This is a genomic window from Gilliamella sp. Lep-s35, from assembly GCF_009795845.1.
In the GTDB taxonomy this organism is placed as follows: Bacteria; Pseudomonadota; Gammaproteobacteria; order Enterobacterales; family Orbaceae; genus Gilliamella.
In genome coordinates this window covers 1-22,078 of the sequence record NZ_WTEX01000028.1, presented here as the reverse complement: position 1 = coordinate 22,078, position 22,078 = coordinate 1, and the positions used below count along the sequence as shown (strand labels likewise).

The window sequence follows — 22,078 nt, the reverse complement described above, 5'->3', positions numbered from 1 at the left end:
AACAATGCATTTTGATATTATTTTACCGCTTATCATTTATCTTATTTTTGTGTTTGCTTTATCCATTTATGCTTATGTTAAACGCAAAAAAATAAATCAATTTACTGATTATTTTATTGGTAATCGAACTATGGGCGGATTTTTACTCGCCATGACACTTGCAGCAACATATATTAGTGCAAGCTCATTCATTGGTGGGCCGGGTGCCGCATATAAATATGGCCTAGGTTGGGTATTATTGTCGATGATTCAAGTTCCAACTGTGCTCCTTTCCCTAGGTATTTTAGGTAAAAAGTTTGCCATATTAGCTCGCAAATATAATGCAATAACCTTAAGTGATATGCTTTATGCACACTATAAAAGTAAAACTATTGTTTGGCTAGCAAGTATTACCCTTGTCGTTGCCTTTATCGGCGCAATGACAGTACAGTTTGTTGGTGGGGCTCGCTTACTACAATCATCAGTAGGTATACCTTATCATACGGGCTTATTAATATTTGGTATTGGTACGGTTATTTATACCGCATTTGGCGGTTTTCGAGCCAGTATATTAAATGATGCTTTTCAGGGTTTAGTGATGATCATAGGTGCTATATTATTACTTGGTGCTATTATCTATGCCGGTGGTGGAATCACTGCAATAATTGATCAGTTAATAAAAATTGACCCTGCTCTTTTAACCCCACAAGGACCTAATGATTTTATAAACTTTCCGTTCATGGCTTCATTTTGGATATTAGTTTGTTTTGGTGTAGTTGGTCTGCCTCATACAGCTGTACGCTGTATGGCCTATAAAGATAGCAAAGCAGTACATCAAGGGATTATTCTTGGCACCATTGTCGTTACTATTATTATGCTAACTATGCACTTATCTGGTGCTTTAGGGCGTGCTATTATTAGCGATTTAACTATCCCTGATCAAATAGTACCGACATTAATTATAAATGTATTACCACCTTTTGCTGCTGGAATCTTTTTAGCTGCTCCACTTGCCGCTATTATGTCCACCATTAATGCTCAATTATTACAAGTATCATCTGTTATTATCAAAGATCTCTTTCTAAGCATCAAAACTAATATTAATTTCAGTGATAAGTTTCTTACTCGTATTTCGGTTACTATCACTTTTATTTTTGGTGGGTTACTTATTTGGGCAGCATGGACTCCACCTGATATGATTATTTGGCTAAATTTACTCGCTTTTGGCGGACTTGAAGCTGTCTTTTTATGGCCGTTAGTACTTGGATTATATTGGAAAAAAGCTAATGCTACTGGTGCTCTTTGTTCAATGCTTGCAGGGGCTGTAAGTTATACATTATTGGAAGCTTATAATATTAAATTACTATCACTATACCCAATAGTCCCCTCTTTAACTATTGGATTTATTATTTTTATTATAGCCAATAAGTTTGACAATAAAAGGAAGAATTATGCCTTGGATTCAACTCAGAATTAATACAACCAATGATCTTGCTGAACAAATTAGTGAGCAATTAGAAGAATCAGGAGCAGTATCAGTTACGTTTCAAGATACTTATGATACCCCTGTTTTTGAGCCTTTGCCTGGTGAAACTAAGCTTTGGGGCAATACCGATGTCGTTGGTCTATATGATGCTCAAGTAGATATTGATGAATTAAAAGCAATATTAAATCTAGAACAATATTCCTATAAATTTGAACAATTAGAAGATAAAGACTGGGAGCGAGAATGGATGGATAATTTTCATCCAATGCAATTTGGTAAGCGTCTGTGGATTTGTCCTAGTTGGCAAAAAGTTCCCGACCCTAATGCTGTCAATGTTATGCTAGATCCTGGCTTAGCATTCGGCACTGGAACGCATCCAACAACAGCACTATGTTTAACTTGGCTTGATAGTTTAGATCTTAAAGATAAATTAGTTATTGATTATGGGTGTGGTTCTGGCATTTTAGCTATTGCTGCTTTAAAATTAGGTGCCAAACGTGTAATTGGTATTGATATTGATCCTCAAGCTATTTTAGCTAGCCGAGACAACGCACAACGTAATAATGTTAGTGAAAGGTTAGATCTTTATTTATCAAAAGATATTCCAAATGATTTACAAGCCGACATCGTTGTTGCCAATATATTAGCAGGGCCCTTAAAAGAGCTTGAACCACATATAAGTAAATTAGTAAAGCCACAAGGTGAACTAGGATTATCGGGTATTTTAGCAAATCAATCACAAAGTGTTTGTATAGCTTATCAAGGTCATTTTGAGTTAGATCCTATTGTCGAACAAGAAGAATGGTGCCGTATCACTGGTAAAAAAAGTAAAAAATTAAAAAATTAACGTTATCCCCCTTTTCAGTTTGAGAAAAAATGCGTAATATACCCAACCTTAATTTGCTTAGTATTGGTGAAGTTAAATTAAAAAATAATTTAATTGCAGCACCAATGGCTGGAATCAGCGACAAACCATTTCGGAATTTGTGTCATCGATTTGGTGCAGGTCTAACTATTTCAGAAATGTTTTTGGCAAATTCAGATGTTTGGCATACCGATAAATCGACTTTGCGGATGATGGCAAACGATGATATTGGTGTTCGTGCAGTACAAATTGTTGGTTCAGATCCCGACGAAATGGCTAAAGCTGCCGAATTTAATGTTAAGCATGGAGCTCAATTAATTGATATTAATATGGGATGCCCTGCTAAAAAGGTCAATAAGAAATTGGCAGGTTCTGCTTTAATGCAGTATCCAGAACTTATTAAAAAAATTTTGCAGAAAGTTGTCGGTGCTGTTGATGTTCCGGTAACATTAAAAACGCGGACTGGATGGAATAAAGATCATAGAAATTGCATTGAAATCGCACAAATTGCACAGGATTGTGGCATAAAGGCAATTACTATTCATGGACGGACACGTGCTTGCTTATTCAATGGTGTAGCTGAATATGAATCTGTTAAAGCAGTTAAGGAAAAGGTTACTATTCCTGTAATTGCTAATGGCGATATTTGTACACCTGAACAAGCAAAAGATGTTTTTCAATATACGCAAGCTGATGCTATAATGATCGGCCGAGCGGCACAGGGGAAACCTTGGATATTTGAAGAAATTGCATTCTATTTAACACATGGAAAGTTACAAAAAAACAAAACGATTGATGAAGTCGAACAAGTTGTATTATCGCATCTTGATGAACTTTATCAATTTTATGGAGAATACAAAGGATTAAGGATTGCCAGAAAGCATGTAAATTGGTATACCAAGAATTATGCTGACAGCGATCAATTCAGGCGCTTATTTAGTGTACTTGGCAATACAAGCGAGCAAGTAAACACTCTAAAAGCATTTTTTAGTCAAATTAGAAATAAACCAAAGAGTTAAGAATACTATGTCAGAACAACGCGTTACAGCTGCAGCACTTCAATTTACAACTGTAAATTCTCAAGACCAAATAACACAAAAGCCTTTGCGAGATTCAGTTAAGCAAGCTTTAAGAAACTATTTATCACAATTAAATGGTGAAGATCCTACAGATCTTTATGACTTAGTGTTAGCTGAAGTTGAACACCCATTCCTTGATATGGTTATGCAATATACACGTGGCAATCAAACTAGAGCTGCAAATATGCTTGGTATTAACCGCGGTACACTCCGCAAAAAATTAAAACGATATGGAATGAGTTAGTCAATCCTATATTGACACCTTATGAGATAACTAAAAAGCGCCTATTCATTAGGTGCTTTTTTTATATTTAATGTATAGGAACTTTCAAAGGATTATTTTAATCATAAAGTGTAAACAACTCGTGTTTTCCTATACTATTTTACATAAAATAAAAACTTATCATTATATTGGTAATGAATTTTAAGTAAAAGTTTGATAAAATACGACAGATTTTAAATTATTTATCTGGAGATTTTTATGGCAGGTCATAGTAAATGGGCCAATACCAAACATCGTAAAGCCGCACAAGATGCAAAGCGCGGTAAAATATTTACCAAAATTATTCGTGAATTAGTAACCGCAGCAAAATTAGGCGGTGGCGATCCAGCGTCAAATCCACGATTAAGGGCCGCAATGGATAAAGCATTATCGAATAATATGACTCGAGACACAATGAATCGAGCTGTTGCCCGTGGTGTTGGTGGTGAAGATGACAGCAACATGGAAACAATCATTTATGAAGGTTACGGGCCAGCTGGCACAGCTGTAATGGTAGAATGTTTAAGCGACAATCGCAATCGTACCGTATCAGAAGTGCGCCATGCGTTTACAAAAACAGGTGGTAACTTAGGTACTGATGGTTCAGTTTCATATTTATTCACCAAAAAAGGCGTTATTTCATATCCAGCAGGAACTAATGAAGACCAAGTTATGGATGCAGCACTTGAAGCAGGAGCAGACGACGTTGTGACTTATGATGATGGTGCAATTGATGTATTTACTACGCCAGAAACATTTGGTGAAGTTAAAGATGCACTTGATGCTGCAGGATTAATTGCTGAATCAGCAGAAGTTTCTATGATTCCAGCAACCAAAGTTGATCTTGATATCGAATCAGCACCTAAACTATTACGTCTAATTGATATGCTTGAAGATTGTGACGATGTTCAAGAAGTTTATCATAATGGTGAAGTCTCTGATGAGGTTGCCGCAACGCTCTAATGGCCATTATTCTTGGCATTGATCCAGGCTCTCGTTTGACGGGTTATGGTGTAATCCATCAAGCGGGGCGTCAACTTACCTATCTTGGCAGTGGTTGTATTCGAACTGCTGTTGATGATTTGCCTACTCGGTTAAAGCGGGTATACGCAGGTGTCAGTGAAATTATTTTACAATTCCAACCTGATATGTTTGCCATTGAGCAAGTTTTTATGGCTCGCAATGCCGACTCAGCATTAAAACTAGGCCAAGCAAGGGGAGCTGCAATTGTCGCAGCAGTAAATAGTAATTTACCTGTTTTTGAATATGCGGCACGTTTAGTTAAGCAATGTATAGTTGGAACAGGCGCTGCTGATAAAAAACAAGTGCAACATATGGTAAAGTTATTATTAAAATTACCTGCTAGTCCTCAAGCTGATGCGGCAGACGCATTAGCTATAGCAATCACTCATGCTCACAGCTGCCAACAGCGAATACAATCTCGTAAGTAAAATAACCACATAATTTTAATAATAAATATCTATAAACAAAAATGCACCACTAAATTGGTGCATTTTTATCTCTTAATATATTAATTTTCAATGCATGAGCTATATAATCTAGCTCATGCATATAAGACCAACTATTCAGGCTTTATTTTTGAACGGTTTGCTAGCAATACCACTTTATTTTTATGTTTAGTAAATAGTTTTGTAATAAACAAAAAGAATAGCGGCACATAAAATATGGTTAAAAACGTTGCCGTTAACATACCACCAATTACACCAGTACCTACCGCATTTTGGCTAGCAGAACCCGCACCACTATTTAATGCTAGTGGTAACACCCCTAAAATAAAAGCAAATGAAGTCATTAAAATCGGACGCAACCGAAGACGACAAGCCTCAAGTGTGGCATCAATTAACGATTTGCCTTCTTTTTCAATCGCATCTTTGGCAAATTCTACAATCAAAATAGCATTCTTAGCCGATAATCCCATGGTAGTTAATAGGCCTACAATGAAGTAAATATCATTATCAAGCCCTCTAAACATAGTTGCATAAACTGTACCTAAAATCCCAAGAGGAATAACAAATAAGATCGAAATTGGTACGGTCCAGCTTTCATATAAAGCTGCTAATGACAAGAACACCACAATAATCGAAATAATATAAAGTGTTGTAGTTTGCGAACCTGTTTGGCGTTCTTGATAGGAAATATCTGTCCAGTCAAACGTAAATCCTTTTGGTAAATTTTTTGATAATTCTTCCATCACTGCCATTGCTTGCCCTGAACTCAGACCAAGAGCTGCTGAACCGCTTATCTCCATTGCTGCTACACCATCATAACGAACAAGTGATGGCGAGCCATAAGTTTTTGTTGTAGTAGCAAAAGCATCATATGGAACCATTTCGCCATTTTTATTTTTAACATGCCAATAACTAAAATCATCTGGAAGCATACGGTATGGCGCATCAGATTGCAGATACACTTTTTTAACTCGGTTATTATAGATAAAATCATCAATATAAGCCGAACCTAAAGCTGTCGACAATACAGTATTTACTGAGTTTACCGAAACACCCAATGCTTGTGCAGCTTCAAAATCAACATTAATTTTATACTGTGGCACATCTAGCATGCTTCCAGGTCTAACTTGTTGTAATTTAGGATGATGAGACGCTTGCCCCAACATTTGGAAAAATGCACCTACCAACGCATCATGCCCATAACTAGCCGTATCTTTCAGTACATAAGAGAAACCATTAGCCATACCTAACGCAGGAACAGCTGGCAAATTGGTAACAATTACCCGTCCTTCCGTTATAGTAGAAGTAAATTTCCAACCACTTGCAACTAAAGCATTAACTTTTTGATCTGCTCGTTTTCGCTGTTCCCAGTTTTTTAATCTAACAAAGCCTAGTCCCATATTTTGCCCACGTCCAACCATACTAAATCCAGCAACAGTAAATATTTCCTCGACTGAATCGGCTTTTTGTTCAGTATAAAATTTTGCAGTTTTATTTAATACCGACATAGTTTGTTCTAAAGTTGATCCTGGTGGTAACTCAACCATAACTAAAAGCACCCCCTGATCTTCATTAGGTAAAAATCCAGTAGGTAAACGGTTAAAACCAAATATTAATCCAACTAGAATTAAAGCATAACAAACAAAAGCAATTATTGGATTACGAATAACTTTAATAACACCCTTTTCATAAGAACGTAAACTTTTATCATAAAAACGATTAAACCATTTAAAGAAATCTTTAGTTCCTTTTGAACACCAACTAAATGGTGGTAGTGATTCTAACTTTTCGCCCAATGAGATTTTTCTAATTTTACTTTTAGATGGCGCTTTTAAAATTTGCACACAAAGAGCCGGCGTCAATACAATAGCCATCAATACTGATAATCCCATTGCTGTTACAATGGTGATCGAAAACTGACGATATATTCCACCTGCAGCACCACCATAAAATGCCATCGGCACAAATACAGCAGATAATACAACCGCAATACCTATTAATGCGGAAGTAATTTGCTCCATCGACTTAACGGTTGCATTATAAGGCGATAATCCCTCATCATGCATAATACGTTCAACGTTTTCGATAACAACAATAGCATCATCCACCAACAGCCCGATAGCAAGTACCATTGCAAACATAGATAAGGTATTAATAGTGAATCCACAAATATAAAGAATCGCAAATGTTCCTAATAGTACGACAGGTACAGTTATAGTCGGAATAAGTGTAGAACGCAGGTTTTGTAAAAACACATACATTACAATAACAACCAAAACAATTGCTTCAATTAACGTATGAATTACATTGCTAATCGACAATTTAACAAATGGAGTTGTATCATATGGAAACGCGTATTTAATATCTTCTGGGAAGATTTTAGATAACTCTTCTAATTTTTTATCCACTTTATCTGATGTATCTAATTGATTAGCACCTGTAGCTAAATATACACCAAGCCCCGCAGATGCATTACCATCATAACGAGAAATAAAATTATAATCAGATGCACCAATTTCAACTGTTGCTACATCTTTTAATAAAAGATTAGAACCATCAGTATTCACCCGCACTAAAATATTTTGGAATTGCTCTGGTGTTTTTAAACGTGACTGAGCAGTAATTGTCGCATTAAGCTCTTGGCCATCGGTTGACGGTAAAGAACCTAATTGCCCAGCGGTAACTTGTGCATTTTGTGCTTGAATAGCTGCGATGATTTCTTCAATGGATAAATTGTAATAAGTTAATTTATTGGGATCAAGCCAAATACGCATTGCATATTCAGAGCCAAATAATTGAGTATCGCCAACACCTTGTACGCGTCGAATCTGATCTTGCACAGTGGAATAAACAAAGTCAGCAATATCTGCTTGTGTTTTTTGAGGGTTTGTTGAGTAAAACCCAACAACTTTTAAAAAGTTAGTATTATTTTTAGCTACTGACACGCCGTTCTTTTGCACACTCTCAGGAAGTCGAGATTTTATACTTTCTACTTTGTTTAACACTTGTACTTGAGCAAAATCGGGATTGGTTCCAGGAGCAAAAGTTAACGTTGTTTGCACAACACCTTGCGCACTACTGGTTGATTTCATATAAATAAGATTATCTAATCCGGTTAAATTCTGTTCAATCAACTGAGTAACAGTATTCTCAATAGTTTGCGCATCGGCACCAGGGTAAACAGCACTAACAGTTACAGCAGGTGGAGCAATATCAGGATACTGCTCAACAGCTAGTAGCTTTATACATAAAGCCCCTCCTAACATCATCATGATAGCAATTACCCATGCAAAAACAGGTCTATCAATAAAGAACTTAGCCATAATTAAATCTACCCCTGTTTTATTTCATGCTTTTTTGGATGATACTATCTAACTGCCCTTGAGTAAGCGTTGTCGGATCGCCAACCATTTGCCCTTTCATAGGTTTTCCCATTTCAACAGCCGTCAAATTAAGTAAGCCAGTCACAATGACTTGTTCACCAACATCAATACCTTTTGTTACAACCCAATAACCTCCAATACCTGTATATACTTGAATATCTTGACGATATTCCACTGTATTATCAGCTTTTAAGATTTTTGCAGTATATTGTCCCATTTTATTACTAGTAATACCTTGTTGTGGAACAAGTATGGCGTTTTTAATATAACCTAATGTCACTTGAGGTTTAACAAACATACCCGGTAAAATTTTACTTTCATTGTTAGCAAATTGAGAGCGTAATGTCACAGTACCTGTCGTTTCGTTTACAGTCATATCTGAAAATTTGATATTACCAGGTAGCGCATATTTTGTACCATCGCTAAAAAATAATTCTACATTATTTTCTTTTGCTGGTTCATAAATAACATTTTCATCTTGAAGATATTTATTATAACGAGTAGCTGCTTCTGTCATATCGACATAAATAGGGTCTAGCTGTTGAACTAATGCAAGTGGCGTTGACTGACCCGCTGATACTAATGCACCTTCAGTCACACTTGATTTACCAATATATCCATCAATTGGTGAATACACTTTCGTATACTCTAAATTAACTTTGGCTGTATGCTCAGCTGCTTGGGCAACTAATACAGCGGCTTCTGCCTGTTTAACATCGGCAGCAGCTTTATCATAATCTTGTTGGCTAATTGATTTGGTATTTAATAATCCGGCATAACGTTTTAGGGTAAGCTGTGCAATATTGGCATTTGCTTTCGCACTAGCAACACTAGCAACAGCACTATCATAATTAGCTTGATAAATAGCAGGGTCTATTTGATATAGTGATTGCCCTGCTTTAACATTAGAACTTTCGTCAAACTCACGTTTTAAAACAATACCACCAACTTGAGGTCTGATTTCAGCAATTTGAGATGCAACAACCCTGCCTGGCAAACTGATTTTTAATGTATAGTTTAATGGTTCAACTTTAAATACAGTTACTTTTGGTAATTGATTATTACCGTCTTGTGATTTACCATTATCGCAACTTGTTAATAAAAGCAGACCGGCACATGCCACAGGCAAGGCTAATAATAGCTTGTTAAATCTCATATAAAAATGACCTCAGTAAACTTAATAATTATTTATTTTTAATAATAGTTATTATTTAAAAGTAATCAGCAATTTTACAAAAAATATGCATAGATTGTAAGTATCTTTACAGGTCAATAGCACAGAGTTCTAAAAAATGGCTAGCTAGATTATGATGGTAAAAAATAATATTGTTAATTATGATTATTACTAGAAATAAAGTAATATAGATTAATTGATTTTTTGTGCTATAAAGTATCTTAAATATGATGCTATACTATAGACATAAAGTATGGTTGTTTTAAATAGAGTGAAATTTTACATTGCAGTACTCCGTAATCATTTTTTTAATATGATTGGATAATTTGAGTGTATATTTAATTTAATACAGAGATGGTTATTATGGATAATTTACGTATTGTTCTAATTGTTGTTGCATCCTTAGTCATTGTTGCATTGCTCATCCATGGATTTTGGCTCAATAAAAAAGAACGTTCTTCGCTTTTTAGTTCAAATAATAAAAGGAAGTTTGAACAAAACACTCAACAACATCAAAATTTTTCTATGTCTATGGAAGAAGATGATGTAATTTTACTTAAAACATCAAAAAATAATGACCAAGTTGAAAATAATACAATTATAAATGAAGTCAAAAAAGAGCAACAAAAAACACCTCAACAAGATGATTTATTTGTTGATAACGATAGCCAACAAGACATTAATACTGAAACGACAAAAGAATCAGTTATTGACATTAACCGAGATTTTTTTGATGATGAAAAATTAGACGAAAAACAACTTAATTTAACCCAACCCGTAAAGGAAAAACAAGTTAAAAGTAATAGTGAAATATCGGTTAATGAAAAACCTAAAAAACTAAATACTGACAACAAACAACAATCTGCAACTGAAATTATTATTCTTAATGTCACTGGCCTCAATGGAAAATTATTACAAGGCGATGTGCTACTTGCTAGTATTATGCAATCGGGTTTTCAGTTTGGTGATATGCAAATTTTCCACCGACATGTAGATCCGGCTGGTAATGGTCCAACATTATTTAGTTTAGCCAATATGATCACACCGGGGTATTTGGATCCTGAAACTATGCATGAATTTACAACTCCTGGTGTATCAATTTTTATGGTTGCGCCAACTGAGGGGAACAATCAACAAAACTTCAAATTAATGTTACAAACAGCACAACGCATAGCTGATGATGTCAACGGGGTGGTATTAGATGATGAACATCATATGCTAACACCACAAAAAATTGACAGTTATAAAAACCGCATAAAAAAAGCCTGTAACGAAATTTAATTACCCTATTTTCAATAAATCTTTAGCACCCCACCAACTTAAGTTGGTGGTTATAAATACATATTGTTATAACTTATTTTATTTAAATGATTTAATTTAGTTATGCATTACCTACCATTAGATTAATGCAATTGTAATAATATTTCCAAAACCGACGTTTTAATTTAAGAGCCTATTATCATGTCACTATCGAATAAAACCGAAAATACAACAAATTTACCTGAATCGATTAAAGATATAACAGAACAATTAACTTCATTACGAAACCAAATTAGGCATCATGACTACTGCTATTATGTACTTGATACGCCAGAAATTCCCGATGCTGAATATGACAAATTAATAAAACAACTGCAAACATTAGAGCAACAATATCCAGATCTTATTACGCCCGACTCACCAACTCAACGAGTTGGCGGTTTTCCATTAGCACAATTTGCATCAATCCAGCATGAAATGCCTATGTTATCACTCGATAATGTTTTTGATAATACAAGCTTTATTGCGTTTAATAAACGAGTAAAAGATCGCCTTCACCTAAATGACACTGAGCAGGTGGAATATTGCTGTGAGCTAAAACTTGATGGCCTTGCCGTCAGTTTACTTTACGAAAATGGTCGCTTTGTACAAGCAGCAACTCGAGGTGATGGCACAACTGGGGAAGATATAACAGCCAATGTAAAAACCATCAAAACAATTCCACTAGTTCTAAGAGGCGATAACATCCCTTCTAGATTAGAAGTTCGAGGGGAAGTATTTATAACACATAAAGGCTTCGACAAACTTAACGCTAATGCTCTAAAGCATGACGAAAAGATCTTTGCCAACCCCCGTAATGCTGCAGCTGGTTCATTAAGACAATTAGATCCTAAAATTACAGCAAAACGACCATTAACATTCTTTTGTTACGGTGTGGGTATAGTTGAAGGTGCTACATTACCTAATACACATTACGAGCGTTTAATGCAATTCAAAGCTTGGGGCTTACCCGTTAGTAATAAGGTGGAAAAACATCAAGGTGTACAAGCTGCCTTAGACTACTTTACAAAAATTGGCGAACAACGCATGTCGTTAGGCTTTGATATCGATGGCGTAGTAATAAAAGTTAATAACATTGAACAGCAAAACAAACTTGGCTTTGTTGCACGAGCACCAAGATGGGCTACCGCATTTAAGTTTCCTGCTCAAGAGCAAATTACACAATTAAACAAAGTAGACTTTCAAGTTGGGCGAACAGGTGCTATTACACCAGTTGCAAGATTAGAACCTGTTTCAGTTGCGGGGGTTATTGTTAGCAATGCCACATTACATAACAGTGATGAAATAGCCCGACTAGGCGTGCGTGAAGGCGATTACGTTACAATACGTCGAGCTGGTGATGTTATTCCCAAAATTGTAGCCGTAATATTGGATAAAAGACCTAAAGATACAAAAGAGATCGTATTTCCAACACACTGCCCTATTTGTGGATCGCTAATCGTTCGAGATGAAGGTCAAGCTATATCACGCTGTGCAGGTGGACTAATTTGTCCTGCACAACGAAAAGAAGCTTTAAAACATTTTGTTTCACGCAAAGCAATGAATGTAGAAGGTATGGGTGATAAAATCATTGAACAACTGGTTGATAAAGACTATGTCAAAACACCAGTAGATTTATATAAACTAAATCTACCAATGCTATGTAGCTTAGATAAAATTGGGGAAAAATCTGCCAATAATTTATTAAATGCACTAGAGACATCTAAAAATACAACATTAAGCCGATTTATATTTGCTCTTGGCATTCCAAATGTCGGCGAAGTTACTGCCGAAAATCTAGTTAACCAATTAGGTAACTTATCAGCAATTGAAAACACCTCACTTGAGCAATTACAAACAGTAAAAGATATCGGTGCTGTCATTGCAGAAAGTATTATCGATTTTTTTCAAGAGCCTCATAATCGCCATATCATTGAACAACTAACCAGCAATGAAATTGGTATTCACTGGCAAGATGTTAATCCGCAAATACAATCAGTTGATACTAACTCACCTTTTTTTGGTAAAAAAGTAGTATTAACTGGCACTCTATCAGTTTTAACACGAGATGAAGCCAAAAATAAATTAAAACAATTAGGTGCTAAAGTAACAGGAAGTGTATCAAAAAATACCGACCTAGTCATTGCAGGTGAAGCCGCCGGCTCTAAACTTGATAAAGCCCAAGAATTGGGGATTAAAGTTATTGGCGAACAAGAAATGCTAAATTTACTTGCTCAATAAAAAGATAAAATCTATTGGTACTTGTTAGTTGATTGATTACAATAACAAGTATCAAAAAAATAAGGAGGACATTATGCCTTTACTCGATAGTTTTAAAGTTGATCATACCAAAATGAAAGCACCCTTTGTGCGAATTGCAAAAACTATGGCAACACCAAAAGGAGACGACATTACTGTGTTTGATCTACGCTTTACTATTCCAAACAAAGCTAATCTACCTGAAAAAGGAATTCATACCTTAGAGCACTTATTTGCTGGCTTTATGCGCGATCATCTAAACAGCGACAAAGTTGAAATAATTGATATTTCACCTATGGGATGCCGTACAGGTTTTTACATGAGCTTAATTGGCAAGCCAAACGAAGTGTTAATAGTCGATGCATGGTTAAAATCAATGCATGATGTATTAAATGTCAAATCACAAAATCAAATTCCCGAATTAAACGAATATCAATGTGGTACTTATAAAATGCATTCATTAGATGAAGCCAAAACCATTGCCGAACAAATTATAAAATCAGGTATTAGTGTATGTCATAACGATGAAATCGCATTGACTGATGAACAGCTAGCCCAAATTAATCACTAGGAGGTATCTATGCCAAACGTCGTCATAGACTTTTTAGAAGGTCGCACTATAGAGCAAAAAAGAGAAATGGCAAAACGCGTAACAGATGCAATTGTCGAAACGCTTAACTGCAAACCTGAAGCAGTACAAATTATCATGCATGAAATATCAAAAGATCAGATCGCTAATGGTGGTGTGCTACGTAGTGATAAAAAATAGTGATAAAAAATCTCAAAATAGCTTTATTTTGAGATTTTCCAACATGATTAATTATTTCAAATAATTTAAATTATAAATAAATTTTTCATAATTTAACACATCACTTAATGCTTACAATTACAATGATGTAAATGAAGCAAATGTCCCAGTTTATTCGCTTTTGTTTCTAAATAATGTTCATTATTTGGATTTTCACCGACTTCCAGTGGCTCTCGTTGCGTAATTTTGATACCTGCGTTTTCAAGTACTCTTATTTTTTCTGGATTATTGGTTAATAAACGGATTTGAGACACCCCTAATAAATTAAGCATATCAGCACATAAAGTAAAATCGCGTTCATCGGCTGCAAAACCTAATTGTTCATTAGCTTCAACTGTATCTAATCCTTGATCTTGTAATGCATAAGCTTTAATTTTATTCAATAAACCAATATTACGACCTTCTTGACGGTGATAAATTAAAATCCCTTTACCTTCTTTTGTAATTTGTTTTAAGGCAGCTTCTAACTGAAATCCACAATCACAGCGTAAACTAAAAAGCGCATCACCCGTTAAACATTCAGAATGAATTCTTGTAAGAATTGGTGTATCGCTAGATATATCACCAAATACTAATGCGACATGATCTTTTTTTGTTGCAATTTCTTCAAATCCAACAATAGTAAAACATCCCCATGGCGTTGGCAGTTTTGCTTGTGCAACACGTTTTAATTGCATTATTTTCTCCGTTTTAAATAAAACATAGATAATATTTTATAAAAATAAAATTATATTCTATGTTAAAATATTAAGTAATATGTACTTAATTGAGCTTATAAATGGGGTTAGTAATAAAAAAAACAATAGCTATACTAGCTATTTTCTTAGTTGTGCCTTTAGTTATTATAGCCATAAATTGGCATTGGCAGCCAACATCATTAAATAATACATCTAAATATTTATTCTTAGTAACCGAAACAGCAAGTTTTCCTTGGGCAATAATAACATCGGCAATTTTATTTTTAGTGTTTTATTTGTTATTACCCAACAAAACGAAAATTATCTTATTATGGCTGCTACTTGTTAGTGCAATATTAAGTGGGCAAATAATTAAAAGCCTTTTAAAATCACAAACAACAGAATCAAGACCTTATGTACTTTGGATGGCAGACGAATTTAATATTACTGACCAACAGTTTTATTCACTAACAGATTTAGAAAAAAAAGAAATTATCTATCAATTATTAAATAATTCAACAACTATTCCAAGTTGGTTATCTAAACATTGGCAACATGAAACTGGATATTCCTTTCCTTCTGGTCATACTTTATTTGCCGTAACTTGGGCATTTTTAGCTTTAATGTTACTAAAATTCAAACAACATTATATAATAATAACAAGCGCCATTATTTGGTCAATATTAATTGAAATTAGTCGATTATTGCTAGGAATGCACAGGCCTATTGATCTAATAACAAGCATATTAATTGCTTGGATAATTTCATTAATATGCTATTTTTATGCTAAAAAATGGCATATAGTAGACAAATAGCTATTAAATGAAAATGAAAGAAGTTTCATTTATAACAGACAAATATAATAAAAATATTTAACTAAAACAAAAAGGTCAACATTATGAAATTTGTTATATCAATTTTATTGATAATTATCGTTTTTGCTATCTCAATAGCGATAGGTTCAGCAAATGATCAACTTGTAATATTTAATTATTTAGTTGCAAAAACTGAAATCCGCCTATCGGTATTATTAGCCATTTTATTTGGTTCAGGCTTTATTATTGGTTGGGTATTAACGGGCATTTTCTTTTTAAGAGCTAAATTCCAACACTCATCAACAAAACGTAAATTGAACAAATTACAAAAAAAATACGATGAAGGTGTAGCAAATCATCAACAAACAACCTTAACTAAAACCAATTAAGATAGGTTATTATGTTTGAGCTGTTATTTCTGTTACTTCCTATCGCCGCTGGATATGGTTGGTATATGGGTAACAGAAATGCAAAACAAAAATATTTAAATGAATCTAATCGGCTATCTCGTGAATATGTAGATGGTTTGAACTTTCTTTTATCTAACCAAAAAGATAAAGCCGTTGATCTTTTTTTAGACCTATTAAAAGAAGATGATGGCACACTTGAAGCTCACTTAACATTAGGTAACTTATTTCGCTCTCGAGGCGAAGTTGACAGAGCAATACGTATTCACCAAGCATTGTTAGAAAGCGCATCATTAACCTTTGAACAACAACTATTAGCCATTCAACAGTTAGGCCGAGACTATATGGTTGCAGGTCTTTACGACCGTGCTGAAGAGATGTTTTTACAATTAATCGATGAAGAAGACTTTCAACAGCATGCTTTGCAACAACTTATCATTATATATCAATCAACCAGTGAATGGACAAATGCTATTAACGCAGCAACAAAACTAGTCAAACTTGGTAATGAAAAATACAAAATCGATATTGCACAATTTTATTGTGAATTAGCCTCACAAGCTATTACTAATAATGAACTGGATAAAGCAAATAATTTATTACAAAAATCAGCAACAGCAGATTCAACGTGTGCTCGCACTTCACTCATGTTGGGTCGAGTTCTTATGGCTCAAAACAAAATAGAGCAAGCAATCGAATCATTTCAACAAATATTACAACAAGACAAAGCATTTGTTGGCGAAGCACTGCCTTTATTAAAAGAGTGCTATTTAAAACTAAATAATCAACAACAATTCCAACAATTTTTACAATTATGTGTCGAACAAGATAGCGGTAGCGTAGCTGAATTAATGCTTGCCGATCTTATTGAAAAACAGAAAGGTTTAGATGCTGCACAACATTACCTGTACCGTGAGTTACTAAAACATCCTAATTTAAAAGGATTTTATCGATTAATGAACTATCATGTTGCTGATGCAGAACAAGGCAAAGCCAAAGAAAGCCTTTTACTTTTAAGAAACATGGTGGGTGAGCAAATAAAAACCGTACCCAATTATCGATGCCAAAAATGTGGATTTACAGTCAACTCAATCTACTGGCTATGCCCTGCTTGCCGTTCATGGTCAACCATAAAGCCTGTTCGTGATTTTGAACAACACTCAAATAAATAAAAAGAGATTTCTATGTTTTTAATTGACTCTCACTGTCATTTAGATAGTTTAGACTTTAGCACTAAATCCATTAAAGATGTTTTACAAGAAGCAACAAACAACGATGTTAAACATTGCTTAAGTGTAGCAACAACATTATCGGGCTATGAATCGATGAAACATCAACTTACCCCTTATACAGATCAATGCTCTTTTTCATGTGGGATTCATCCTCTTAATTTAGACGATGAAAAATATGATGCCGATCGTTTTCAAAATTTAGCGCAAGAAGATAACGTTATAGCGCTAGGCGAAACAGGTCTTGATTACTATTATCAACAAGATAATTTAGAACAGCAACAAGAAAATTTTAAAGAGCATATTCGATTAGGTCGCAAATTAAATAAACCAATTATTGTCCATACCCGTAACGCCAAACAAGACACATTAAGAATATTAAAAGACGAGCACGTTCATTCTGGCGTTTTACACTGTTTTACTGAAGATATCGAAACAGCCAAACAACTCTTAGACATCGGCTTTTATATCTCATTTTCAGGAATCATCACCTTTAAAAATGCCGAAGCTCTGCGCGATGTTGCCAAATATGTACCGCTTGATCGTATTTTGGTCGAAACAGATTCCCCTTACCTTGCACCAGTACCATACAGAGGGAAAGAAAACCAACCAGCGTATGTTCGTGAAGTGGCACAATATTTATCAGCTTTAAAAGGCGTCTCATTAGAAGAAATAGCCCAAAAAACCACAACTAACTTTTGTCAATTATTCAATCTGCAAGGAAAATTAAATGAATTATAAATTAACCATTGATTGGAATGATTTTTTAACAAATTATTGGCAAAAAAAACCAGTAATCTTACGCAAAGCATTTGCTAACTTTATTGATCCCATTACACCAGATGAACTTGCAGGGCTAGCAATGGAAGAAGAAATTGATAGCCGAATTGTCTCCAATAAAAATGGCGTTTGGGATGCAAAATATGGGCCATTTGCTGAATATGATAACTTAGGTGAAGATCATTGGAGTTTACTTGTTCAAGCGGTTGATCACTGGCACGAACAAGCAGCCACATTAGTTGAACCATTCAAATGCATACCACAATGGCAATTTGATGATTTAATGATTTCTTATGCAACACACGGGGCTGGAGTTGGACCTCATATTGATAATTATGATGTATTTATTATTCAAGGCATGGGGAGCAGACGTTGGCAAGTAGGTGATCGCAACCCAAATTATAAACAATTTAATGCACACAAAGCATTATTACATGTTGAAGAATATCAACCTATCATTGATGAAGAGCTAACAGCAGGCGACATTTTATACATTCCAATAGGTTGCCCTCATAATGGCATATCTATAGGCGAATCACTCAGCTATTCTGTTGGTTTTATGACACAAACATCGCAAGAACTACTTAGCAGCTTTGCCGATTATGTTATCGATAACTTACCTAACGGTATTTATTATCAAGACCCGAATTTAAAACTACCTAACGATCCACACCGTGTTCAACCTTATGAACTAACAAAACTACAGGATCAAATTATCGAATTAATCAAAACACCGCAATTATTTAACGATTGGTTTGGCAAACACATTACACAACCAATGCACGAATTAGATATTGTGCCTGTTGAACCGCCATACGAATATAATGAATTTGAATCACTACTAAAAAATGGTTTAAAGCTACGCCGAGTACTTAGCATTCGCATTCTTAAAATAGGTGATTTTGGCTACATTCATGGCGAAAAAATTAGCTTACCAATACAGGTCATAGATCTACTTTGTGAAACTGAAACATTGTATTACAAGCAGTTACAAGATAAAAACACGCTTCAAATAATGCTTGAGCTTGTCAACAAAGGCTACTGGTATTTTGCAGAAGAATGACATAACATCCCGCCGATAATAAAATCGGCGGTAAAACAGCCTTTTAAGCTTTAAGTTTGGCTTTTTATGAGTTTTAAGTATATACTTTCCCCCGCTTTTATTTACCTGCCGTTTAATCACAAATTAAACATTATAAAATGCAAATTTTAAGTAACTATCTAATTTTAAAAACTAGAGGTATACATGAAAACTGAAGCAAACACAGCCCAGCAAACTAAAAGCGAAAGTGAACAAACAACGCCATACCAAAAGAAAACACTTTTTGCTTCCACCGTTGGTTATGCACTTGATGGCATGGATATGATGATTTTAGGTGTTTGTTTTAGCCTGATTTCGACAAGCTTTAACCTAACTAAAGCAGATTTAGGAACCTTAACATCAGTAACCCTACTTGGCGCAGTATTAGGTGGCATTTTATTTGGTGTACTTGCTGATAAATATGGTCGAGTTAGAGTCTTTTCATGGACGATTTTAATATTTTCCTTTTTCACTGGACTATGCGCTATTTCACCCAACTATGAGTGCTTTTTAATATTTCGCTTTTTGAGTGGACTTGGTCTTGGTGGTGAATTTGGTATCGGCATGACACTGGTTTCTGAAAGTTGGCCTAAAAACAAACGATCAAGAGCAACATCAATTGTTGCACTAGGCTTTCAAGTCGGGATCATTTTAGCCGCACTAACAGTCAATTTTGTTGGTGAAACTTATGGTTGGCGTTGGGTTTTTGCTGTGGGCGTATTGCCAGCACTATTTGTTGCATGGACTCGTAAAGGTCTAAAAGAACCTGAAATTTGGCAAAACCTTAAAAATCAAAACAAAAATAAAATTGCCATTGGCAAATTATTTAAAGACCCTCGAACAATAGCAACAACAATAGGATTAACCATTGCTTGTGCGGTACAAAACTTTGGCTTTTATGGACTTATGGTTTGGATGCCGAGCATGATTGCAACCGAACTCAAATTACCATTTAAAAACACCATGTTTTGGACCATTTCAACCACTATTGGCATGTCATTAGGGATCTTAATTTTTGGTTGGTTATGCGACAAATTTGGTCGTCGCCCTTCTTACATTCTATTTTTATTTGTCTCGGCCGTTTCAATTTGGTTCTACTTTCAACAAACAGATATGGTTATACTCATCATATTTGGCTCGGTGATTGGCTTTTTTGTCAATGGCATGATGGGCGGATATGGTGCGTTACTTGCTGAGCATTATCCAACAGATGCACGCTCAAGTGCTGAAAATATCATTTTTAATGTTGGTCGAGGACTCGCTGGCGTATCACAAGTGCTTATTGCCTATTTGGCCATATTCTACTCAATTAGCTATGCATTAGCTTTACTATCTGCTGCTTATTTATTATCAGCTGCTGCATTTGTCTTTTTAATACCTGAAACCAAAGGCAAGGCGCTCGAATAAAATAACTCAAACATCAAAAACAGGACGATTGTCCTGTTTTTTTATATCAATACAAACTTATTATATTAAACAATTAAAATACGGCTAAATTGTTTAATTTGTTTTAATGACAAATTAAATATGCCATATTATAGTAAAGAAAAAAATAATATTGTAACTGCGATATTGTTGATATCTAAATCATTCCTAGCATATTCGTAAAGGTACAATAATTAACTAATAAAACTAATTATAAACAAAATTAAGGTGTGTATTTATGTTGTGGAAACTATCTAACCGAGCTATCGCATTGAAAAGCTCTGCTATTCGTGAAATTTTAAAAATTACCGAACAGCCTGATGTCATTTCATTTGCTGGTGGCTTACCTTCGCCAAATACCTTTCCAGTCCAAGAAATAAAAGATGCCTTTAACCATATTATTACTGCTGACGAAATGAATGGCTCTTTACAATATGGACCAACCGAAGGTTATGCTCCACTACGCATATGGTTAGCTGAATATTTATCTAAGCGTGATAACACCAACATAAAACCTAACCAAATTTTGATAGTCACTGGTTCCCAACAAGCTTTAGATCTTATTGGTAAAGCATTGATAGACAAAGGAAGCAAAATCCTAGTTGAAACCCCAACCTATTTAGGTGGATTACAGTCATTCACTCAATATGAACCTGAATATATTTCGCTAGAAAGTGATGAACAGGGTATTATTCCTGAAAAACTTGACAACAAAACGGCAGCCGATGCCAATTTTATGTATGTAATTCCTAACTTCCAAAACCCTACAGGACGCCGTTTACCATTAGCTCGACGCCAACAATTAGCAGAAAAAGCAATCCGCAATAACCTTGCATTGGTCGAAGACGATCCTTATGGAGAATTAGATTATCAAGGACATCGTTTACCAAGCTTATATACATTAGCGCCAGAAAACACTATTTATTTAGGCTCTTTCTCAAAAATTTTAGCCCCAGGACTACGCCTTGGATATATCGTTGCCAATGAAAAACTAATCAACAAATTAGTACAACTAAAACAAGCAGCCGATCTACACACTCCAAGCCTAACTCAACGTATTGCTTACCATGTAATAAAAGATGGCTTTCTTGATAAACATATACCAACTATTCGTGAATTATATGCTCAACGTTGCCAAGCAATGTTAAATGCATTACAAAAATACATGCCAAGCACAGTCACTTGGAATAACCCCGAAGGAGGTATGTTTATTTGGATTGAATTGCCCCAAAATATCAATGCCACAGAACTACTTAGCGAAGCAATCCAACATAAAGTGGCTTTTGTTCCGGGCGAAACCTTTTTTGCTAATGCTATTCGAACTAATTGCATGCGACTTGCTTTTGTCACAGTACCAGAAGAAAAAATTGAACAAGGCATCAAAACATTAGCTAAACTAATCGCTAACTGGTCAGATATACTAGAAGAAAGCCCAACAATAATGTAGATTCATATGTAGTAGCTCAAACTTAGTTATAAAAAAAATTGTAATAGTCTTCACTCAATCTGACATTTTAGTTATTTTATAACACAAAAGGAGAGTCAGAAATGAATCAAACTGCCAAAATCATTAAACCTAAATTAGGACTTTTAGAATTAGC

The 22,078-nt window shown here is 34.9% G+C and carries 20 protein-coding genes; 17 read left to right on the top strand and 3 right to left on the bottom strand.

Annotation, left to right across the window (positions count from 1 at the left end; genetic code table 11):
- The first annotated feature begins 4 nt into the window (after positions 1–4).
- From panF to ruvC, 6 genes are all read left to right on the top strand, one after another.
- Positions 5–1,456 (top strand): sodium/pantothenate symporter, encoded by a 1,452-nt coding sequence (panF, locus tag GQ590_RS10515; RefSeq protein ID WP_160408897.1) that lies wholly within the window; start codon positions 5–7, stop codon positions 1,454–1,456.
- Positions 1,431–2,312 carry a 50S ribosomal protein L11 methyltransferase gene (gene prmA, locus GQ590_RS10510; RefSeq protein ID WP_160408895.1) on the top strand — a complete coding sequence of 294 codons (882 nt, stop codon included), beginning with the start codon at positions 1,431–1,433 and terminating at the stop codon, positions 2,310–2,312. Before panF ends, prmA begins: the two co-directional genes overlap by 26 nt.
- Before the next feature lie 29 nt (positions 2,313–2,341).
- The gene (gene dusB / locus GQ590_RS10505; RefSeq protein ID WP_160408893.1) at positions 2,342–3,349 is read left to right on the top strand and encodes a tRNA dihydrouridine synthase DusB; all 1,008 of its coding nucleotides are present in this window, start codon (positions 2,342–2,344) and stop codon (positions 3,347–3,349) included.
- A 7-nt stretch (positions 3,350–3,356) separates the two neighbouring features.
- Positions 3,357–3,653: a DNA-binding transcriptional regulator Fis gene (fis, locus tag GQ590_RS10500; RefSeq protein WP_160408892.1), complete on the top strand. Its 297-nt coding sequence runs from the start codon at positions 3,357–3,359 to the stop codon at positions 3,651–3,653.
- Positions 3,654–3,890: 237 nt separating this feature from the next.
- A complete protein-coding gene (locus GQ590_RS10495; RefSeq protein WP_160408890.1) occupies positions 3,891–4,634 on the top strand; it encodes a YebC/PmpR family DNA-binding transcriptional regulator in 744 nt (247 codons plus the stop codon).
- Positions 4,634–5,122 carry a crossover junction endodeoxyribonuclease RuvC gene (ruvC, locus tag GQ590_RS10490; RefSeq protein ID WP_160408888.1) on the top strand — a complete coding sequence of 163 codons (489 nt, stop codon included), beginning with the start codon at positions 4,634–4,636 and terminating at the stop codon, positions 5,120–5,122. The genes GQ590_RS10495 and ruvC overlap by 1 nt, the downstream gene beginning before the upstream one ends.
- 131 nt (positions 5,123–5,253) lie before the next feature.
- Here the strand turns inward: ruvC and GQ590_RS10485 are convergent, their stop codons facing one another.
- Together GQ590_RS10485 and GQ590_RS10480 are read right to left on the bottom strand one after the other, a co-directional pair.
- Complete coding sequence (locus GQ590_RS10485) at positions 5,254–8,463, bottom strand: efflux RND transporter permease subunit (protein ID WP_160408886.1); 3,210 nt, start codon at positions 8,461–8,463, stop codon at positions 5,254–5,256.
- Between the two features lie 19 nt (positions 8,464–8,482).
- Positions 8,483–9,679, bottom strand: a complete 1,197-nt coding sequence (locus GQ590_RS10480; protein WP_160408884.1) for an efflux RND transporter periplasmic adaptor subunit — start codon at positions 9,677–9,679, stop codon at positions 8,483–8,485.
- Positions 9,680–10,060: 381 nt separating this feature from the next.
- Here GQ590_RS10480 and zipA point away from each other — a divergent pair, with 381 nt between their 5' ends.
- The 4 genes from zipA to GQ590_RS10460 all read left to right on the top strand — a co-directional run bounded on the left by zipA (position 10,061) and on the right by GQ590_RS10460 (position 14,024).
- On the top strand, positions 10,061–10,978 hold the full coding sequence (gene zipA, locus GQ590_RS10475) for a cell division protein ZipA (protein ID WP_160408882.1): 918 nt from the start codon (positions 10,061–10,063) through the stop codon (positions 10,976–10,978).
- Positions 10,979–11,206: 228 nt separating this feature from the next.
- Entirely contained in the window at positions 11,207–13,237 is a 2,031-nt protein-coding gene (ligA, locus tag GQ590_RS10470) for an NAD-dependent DNA ligase LigA (protein ID WP_160408906.1), read from the top strand.
- Positions 13,238–13,310: 73 nt separating this feature from the next.
- Positions 13,311–13,826, top strand: a complete 516-nt coding sequence (gene luxS, locus GQ590_RS10465; RefSeq protein WP_160408880.1) for an S-ribosylhomocysteine lyase — start codon at positions 13,311–13,313, stop codon at positions 13,824–13,826.
- Positions 13,827–13,835: 9 nt separating this feature from the next.
- Entirely contained in the window at positions 13,836–14,024 is a 189-nt protein-coding gene (locus GQ590_RS10460; RefSeq protein ID WP_160408878.1) for a 2-hydroxymuconate tautomerase, read from the top strand.
- 104 nt (positions 14,025–14,128) lie between these two features.
- On the opposite strand, the gene ribA is transcribed toward GQ590_RS10460, so the two are convergent.
- On the bottom strand, positions 14,129–14,740 hold the full coding sequence (gene ribA / locus GQ590_RS10455; protein ID WP_160408876.1) for a GTP cyclohydrolase II: 612 nt from the start codon (positions 14,738–14,740) through the stop codon (positions 14,129–14,131).
- Between the two features lie 101 nt (positions 14,741–14,841).
- On the opposite strand from ribA, the gene GQ590_RS10450 reads away from it, so the two are divergent.
- From GQ590_RS10450 to GQ590_RS10420, 7 genes are all read left to right on the top strand, one after another.
- Positions 14,842–15,555: a phosphatase PAP2 family protein gene (locus GQ590_RS10450; RefSeq protein ID WP_160408874.1), complete on the top strand. Its 714-nt coding sequence runs from the start codon at positions 14,842–14,844 to the stop codon at positions 15,553–15,555.
- Positions 15,556–15,638: 83 nt separating this feature from the next.
- The gene (locus GQ590_RS10445) at positions 15,639–15,944 is read left to right on the top strand and encodes a LapA family protein (RefSeq protein WP_160408872.1); all 306 of its coding nucleotides are present in this window, start codon (positions 15,639–15,641) and stop codon (positions 15,942–15,944) included.
- Between the two features lie 11 nt (positions 15,945–15,955).
- Positions 15,956–17,134 carry a lipopolysaccharide assembly protein LapB gene (gene lapB, locus GQ590_RS10440; protein ID WP_160408870.1) on the top strand — a complete coding sequence of 393 codons (1,179 nt, stop codon included), beginning with the start codon at positions 15,956–15,958 and terminating at the stop codon, positions 17,132–17,134.
- 12 nt (positions 17,135–17,146) lie between these two features.
- Complete coding sequence (locus tag GQ590_RS10435) at positions 17,147–17,932, top strand: YchF/TatD family DNA exonuclease (protein WP_160408868.1); 786 nt, start codon at positions 17,147–17,149, stop codon at positions 17,930–17,932.
- Positions 17,922–19,034, top strand: coding sequence for a cupin domain-containing protein (locus tag GQ590_RS10430; RefSeq protein WP_160408866.1), 1,113 nt, complete (start codon positions 17,922–17,924; stop codon positions 19,032–19,034). The genes GQ590_RS10435 and GQ590_RS10430 overlap by 11 nt, the downstream gene beginning before the upstream one ends.
- A 183-nt stretch (positions 19,035–19,217) precedes the next feature.
- Entirely contained in the window at positions 19,218–20,459 is a 1,242-nt protein-coding gene (locus GQ590_RS10425) for an MFS transporter (RefSeq protein WP_160408864.1), read from the top strand.
- A 256-nt stretch (positions 20,460–20,715) separates the two neighbouring features.
- Positions 20,716–21,924: a PLP-dependent aminotransferase family protein gene (locus tag GQ590_RS10420; protein ID WP_160408861.1), complete on the top strand. Its 1,209-nt coding sequence runs from the start codon at positions 20,716–20,718 to the stop codon at positions 21,922–21,924.
- Positions 21,925–22,078 lie beyond the last annotated feature (154 nt).

What these genes read in the sequence shown, in the direction of transcription:
- panF (WP_160408897.1), top strand. Translation starts at nt 5, where the DNA reads ATGCATTTTGATATTATTTTACCGCTTATCATTTATCTTATTTTTGTG.
- prmA (WP_160408895.1), top strand. Translation starts at nt 1,431, where the DNA reads ATGCCTTGGATTCAACTCAGAATTAATACAACCAATGATCTTGCTGAA.
- dusB (WP_160408893.1), top strand. Translation starts at nt 2,342, where the DNA reads ATGCGTAATATACCCAACCTTAATTTGCTTAGTATTGGTGAAGTTAAA.
- fis (WP_160408892.1), top strand. Translation starts at nt 3,357, where the DNA reads ATGTCAGAACAACGCGTTACAGCTGCAGCACTTCAATTTACAACTGTA.
- GQ590_RS10495 (WP_160408890.1), top strand. Translation starts at nt 3,891, where the DNA reads ATGGCAGGTCATAGTAAATGGGCCAATACCAAACATCGTAAAGCCGCA.
- ruvC (WP_160408888.1), top strand. Translation starts at nt 4,634, where the DNA reads ATGGCCATTATTCTTGGCATTGATCCAGGCTCTCGTTTGACGGGTTAT.
- GQ590_RS10485 (WP_160408886.1), bottom strand. Translation starts at nt 8,463, where the DNA reads ATGGCTAAGTTCTTTATTGATAGACCTGTTTTTGCATGGGTAATTGCT.
- GQ590_RS10480 (WP_160408884.1), bottom strand. Translation starts at nt 9,679, where the DNA reads ATGAGATTTAACAAGCTATTATTAGCCTTGCCTGTGGCATGTGCCGGT.
- zipA (WP_160408882.1), top strand. Translation starts at nt 10,061, where the DNA reads ATGGATAATTTACGTATTGTTCTAATTGTTGTTGCATCCTTAGTCATT.
- luxS (WP_160408880.1), top strand. Translation starts at nt 13,311, where the DNA reads ATGCCTTTACTCGATAGTTTTAAAGTTGATCATACCAAAATGAAAGCA.
- GQ590_RS10460 (WP_160408878.1), top strand. Translation starts at nt 13,836, where the DNA reads ATGCCAAACGTCGTCATAGACTTTTTAGAAGGTCGCACTATAGAGCAA.
- ribA (WP_160408876.1), bottom strand. Translation starts at nt 14,740, where the DNA reads ATGCAATTAAAACGTGTTGCACAAGCAAAACTGCCAACGCCATGGGGA.
- GQ590_RS10450 (WP_160408874.1), top strand. Translation starts at nt 14,842, where the DNA reads ATGGGGTTAGTAATAAAAAAAACAATAGCTATACTAGCTATTTTCTTA.
- GQ590_RS10445 (WP_160408872.1), top strand. Translation starts at nt 15,639, where the DNA reads ATGAAATTTGTTATATCAATTTTATTGATAATTATCGTTTTTGCTATC.
- lapB (WP_160408870.1), top strand. Translation starts at nt 15,956, where the DNA reads ATGTTTGAGCTGTTATTTCTGTTACTTCCTATCGCCGCTGGATATGGT.
- GQ590_RS10435 (WP_160408868.1), top strand. Translation starts at nt 17,147, where the DNA reads ATGTTTTTAATTGACTCTCACTGTCATTTAGATAGTTTAGACTTTAGC.
- GQ590_RS10430 (WP_160408866.1), top strand. Translation starts at nt 17,922, where the DNA reads ATGAATTATAAATTAACCATTGATTGGAATGATTTTTTAACAAATTAT.
- GQ590_RS10425 (WP_160408864.1), top strand. Translation starts at nt 19,218, where the DNA reads ATGAAAACTGAAGCAAACACAGCCCAGCAAACTAAAAGCGAAAGTGAA.
- GQ590_RS10420 (WP_160408861.1), top strand. Translation starts at nt 20,716, where the DNA reads ATGTTGTGGAAACTATCTAACCGAGCTATCGCATTGAAAAGCTCTGCT.